Source organism: Shigella sp. FC1967, assembly GCF_001743005.1.
In the GTDB taxonomy this organism is placed as follows: domain Bacteria; phylum Pseudomonadota; class Gammaproteobacteria; order Enterobacterales; family Enterobacteriaceae; genus Proteus.
In genome coordinates this window covers 1-3,596 of the sequence record NZ_MIIZ01000763.1, presented here as the reverse complement: position 1 = coordinate 3,596, position 3,596 = coordinate 1, and the positions used below count along the sequence as shown (strand labels likewise).

Below are 3,596 nucleotides of genomic sequence, written 5' to 3'. Positions count from 1 at the left end.
TTTAGGAATATCAGCTCCGCTTATTACTATCGAGGCTCATATTAGTCAGGGATTACCCGGATTAACATTAGTTGGATTACCTGAAACTGTCGTAAAAGAAGCAAAAGACAGAGTAAGGAGTGCATTAATTAATAGCGGATATATTTATCCTGCAAAAAGAATAACGATTAATCTTTCACCTGCCGATTTACCTAAAGAAGGTGCGCGTTATGATTTGCCTATTGCACTGGCAATACTCATTGCATCAGAACAACTAACATCAAATAAATTAGCGTGTTATGAGTTTATTGGAGAGCTTGCACTTTCTGGAAAATTACAACGAGTTAATGCAGTGATCCCATCAATTCTTAGTGCTTCAAAAGATCATCGAATATGCATTGTATCAACAGAACATCAAACTGAAGTTTCATTATTACCCAATAAATCAGCTTTATTAGCCTCTCATCTTTTAGAGATTTGTCATCATCTAGAAAATAATACGCCATTAATTGAAACAGAAAGTTTTATTATTAATGATGAAATTGAAAATCAAGATAATAAAGATATGAGCGATATAATTGGTCAAAATAATGCAAAAAGAGCAGCAGAAATCACAGCTGCAGGAAATCACAATATTTTATTTCTTGGACCGCCAGGAACAGGAAAAACAATGTTAGCACAAAGGATAAGTACACTTCTTCCACCTTTGACGGCTAAAGAAGCACTTGATGTATTAATTATTAGTAGTTTAAGAGGCGTGACATTTGATGAAAGAAAATGGCCTACAAGACCATTTAGAGCTCCACATCATACTTCCTCTAGTGTTGCTTTAACGGGGGGAGGTTCGCTTCCTAGACCAGGAGAAATTACATTAGCACATCACGGTATTTTATTTTTAGATGAACTGCCAGAATTCGAGCGTCGTGTACTCGATGCATTACGTGAACCTCTAGATGCTAGAGAAATTACTATTTCACGCGCAAAAGCCAAAATAAGCTACCCTGCTAATGTATTATTGGTCGGTGCATTGAATCCAAGTCCAACAGGGCATTATCAAGGCAATCACAATCGAGTCCCCATAAAGCAGATCCTACGCTATTTAAGTAAAGTTTCTGGGCCTTTTTTAGATAGGTTTGATTTATCTGTCGAAATGCCACTTCTTCCACAAGGCGCGCTTATTCAGCCTACATTTACCACAGAGAATAGTACGACAATTAGAAAACGCGTTTTAAAGGCAAGAGAAAGACAATTTGCACGATGTGGGAAAGTAAATACATATTTAACTGGCAAAGAGATTGAATGCTATTGCTCATTGAATACCAGTGATGCAACTTTTCTTGAAAATACATTAAATAAACTAGGATTATCGATACGAGCTTGGCATAAAATTTTAAGAGTATCGAGAACTATTGCCGATCTTGCAAATGAAGAGAAAATACAGAGAAATCATTTAATTGAAGCATTAAGCTTTCGTGCAATGGATAGATTAATGATCTATTTACAAAAGCAATTAGATGGGTAAATAAAAAGGAGCGAAAAAAACGCTCCTTTTAACTAAAACTAATGATATTAATCATCAGAGTCGGTATAGTCATCAGATGGATCGAGCTGTGGCTTTCCACCCGATAATGTATGAAAACGTTTTGGACGACTTATACGACTAGTATATTTTTTCCAAATTTTTTCTTCGATTGTTGCTGCTTCTCGTTCGCCACGACACATGGCAACAAATAATTTTTCCGCTTCAGTTACAGGCTCTCGTTTGCCTAAATCGAGCTCATTAAAGGCTTGACCATGACGTTCCAATATCTGGGATTCCTTGATAGTGAAATCGCCATGACGAGAAAAACCACGCGGATAATGTTTATTGTCAAAAAAAACGATTAGTCGTGATAAAACTTTCTGCCATCTGACACACTCCTAATTCTCTATCGTCATACTTATGGCGCGGAGTATTAGATAGTCATGCGGTTCTGTAAAACAAAATATTTAAATCGTAACGACAAATTTTTTTGGAGATAGATGTGGATACCGAATTACTGAAAACCTTTTTGGAAGTCAGTAAGACTAGACACTTTGGACGAGCCGCTGAATCTCTTTATTTAACGCAGTCTGCGGTTAGTTTTAGAATACGACAATTAGAAACACAATTAGGCACAAATCTGTTTACTCGCCATCGTAATAATATTCGTCTAACTGCTGCGGGTGAAAGACTGATCCCCTATGCTGAATCGTTAATGAATACATGGCTTCTCGCTAAAAAAGAGATTAGCCATGCATCTCAACATTCAGAGCTATCAATTGGCGCCACAGCATCACTCTGGGAAGCATATCTAACATCGTGGTTACAGGAATCTTATCTAGAAAGAAAAGAGCTTAGAATCGAATCTAGAGTCTCTACAAGGCAATCCCTTGTAAAACAACTTCATGCAAGAGAGCTTGACCTTCTTTTTACGACTGAAGCACCAAAGATGGATGAATTAGAAAGCAAAATTATTGGTGATATTACTTTTCAGTTGATGAAGATAGCAGCAAATAAAACAGAAGAAATAACACAATTTATTAAAATTGAATGGAGCGCTGACTTTCAACCTTTTGTTCCTAATGCCGCAGTACAAAAAAATTGATCCTATTTTAACCACTAACTCTGCAATGATTGCTTATCAGTTAATGAAAACAAATCAAGCAGTTGCATTTCTGCCAACACATTGGCTTGATCTCTATTCAGATCTAGCGCCTGCCTCAACAGAAATTATTCAAAAACCTTTATTTGCTGTTTGGCTAAATACAAGTGATCAACAAGTATTGATACAACAGTTACTAAAACAGCCGATAAATCATCAGTAAAGCTTAAATTCCCCCATAGCTATTTATGATATTAACGAGTCATCGTCGGGTTTAAGCTTTATCTCTAGAATCTTTATTACATATAACAAGGAATATTACCGATAGGTATTGGTAAAAGAGACACATTAGTCAGCTAGTGAATAGGAATTTAGTGCAGTAAATATTGAGAATATGTAGATAACAAAAAGCCCAGTTAATTAACTGGGCTACAAAGAAGTATAAATTTTGTTATTACTTAATTGGTAACTGGCAGGGGCGGAGAGGCTCGAACTCCCAACACCCGGTTTTGGAGACCGGTGCTCTACCAATTGAACTACGCCCCTAAATAGTTGGCGGAACGGACGGGACTCGAACCCGCGACCCCCTGCGTGACAGGCAGGTATTCTAACCAACTGAACTACCGCTCCGCGTATTCTTTTGCGATTAATGTTATTTAACACTAATGCGTTAATTGATGCCTGGCAGTTCCCTACTCTCACATGGGGAGGCCCCACACTACCATCGGCGCTACAACGTTTTCACTTCTGAGTTCGGCATGGGATCAGGTGGGACCGTTGCGCTATGGCCGCCAAGCAAATTCTGTTTTATTACTCGTCACTCACCCTTTAACGGTTCGTCACCAGTAATTATCAATCTTAAACAAGCTTACTTCATCGTTTCGTCTCTCTGACAAACACCTTCGGTGTTGTCAGGTTAAGCCTCACGGTTCATTAGTACTGGTTAGCTCAACGTATCGCTACGCTTACACACCCAGCCTATCAACGTCTTAG

The 3,596-nt window shown here is 38.1% G+C and carries 1 protein-coding gene, 2 tRNA genes, 2 rRNA genes and 2 pseudogenes; 2 read left to right on the top strand and 5 right to left on the bottom strand.

The annotated features are described in order from the left end of the window. On the top strand, positions 1 to 1,501 hold a 1,501-nt coding region (locus tag BHE89_RS12290; protein ID WP_128860513.1), incomplete at its 5' end, for a YifB family Mg chelatase-like AAA ATPase. Between the two features lie 47 nt (positions 1,502 to 1,548). Here the strand turns inward: BHE89_RS12290 and BHE89_RS12285 are convergent. Then, positions 1,549 to 1,888: pseudogene (locus BHE89_RS12285) on the bottom strand (MaoP family protein). A gap of 115 nt (positions 1,889 to 2,003) precedes the next feature. Here BHE89_RS12285 and hdfR point away from each other — a divergent pair. Next, positions 2,004 to 2,826, top strand: a pseudogene (gene hdfR, locus BHE89_RS12280) (HTH-type transcriptional regulator HdfR). A gap of 247 nt (positions 2,827 to 3,073) precedes the next feature. Here hdfR and BHE89_RS12275 read toward each other — a convergent pair. The 4 genes from BHE89_RS12275 to BHE89_RS12260 all read right to left on the bottom strand — a co-directional run. Beyond that, positions 3,074 to 3,149, bottom strand: a tRNA-Trp gene (locus BHE89_RS12275). 7 nt (positions 3,150 to 3,156) lie between these two features. Continuing rightward, positions 3,157 to 3,233, bottom strand: a tRNA-Asp gene (locus BHE89_RS12270). A 49-nt stretch (positions 3,234 to 3,282) separates the two neighbouring features. Continuing rightward, positions 3,283 to 3,399, bottom strand: a 5S ribosomal RNA gene (gene rrf, locus BHE89_RS12265). 116 nt (positions 3,400 to 3,515) lie between these two features. Next, a 23S ribosomal RNA gene (locus BHE89_RS12260) occupies positions 3,516 to 3,596 on the bottom strand; the annotation flags it as partial.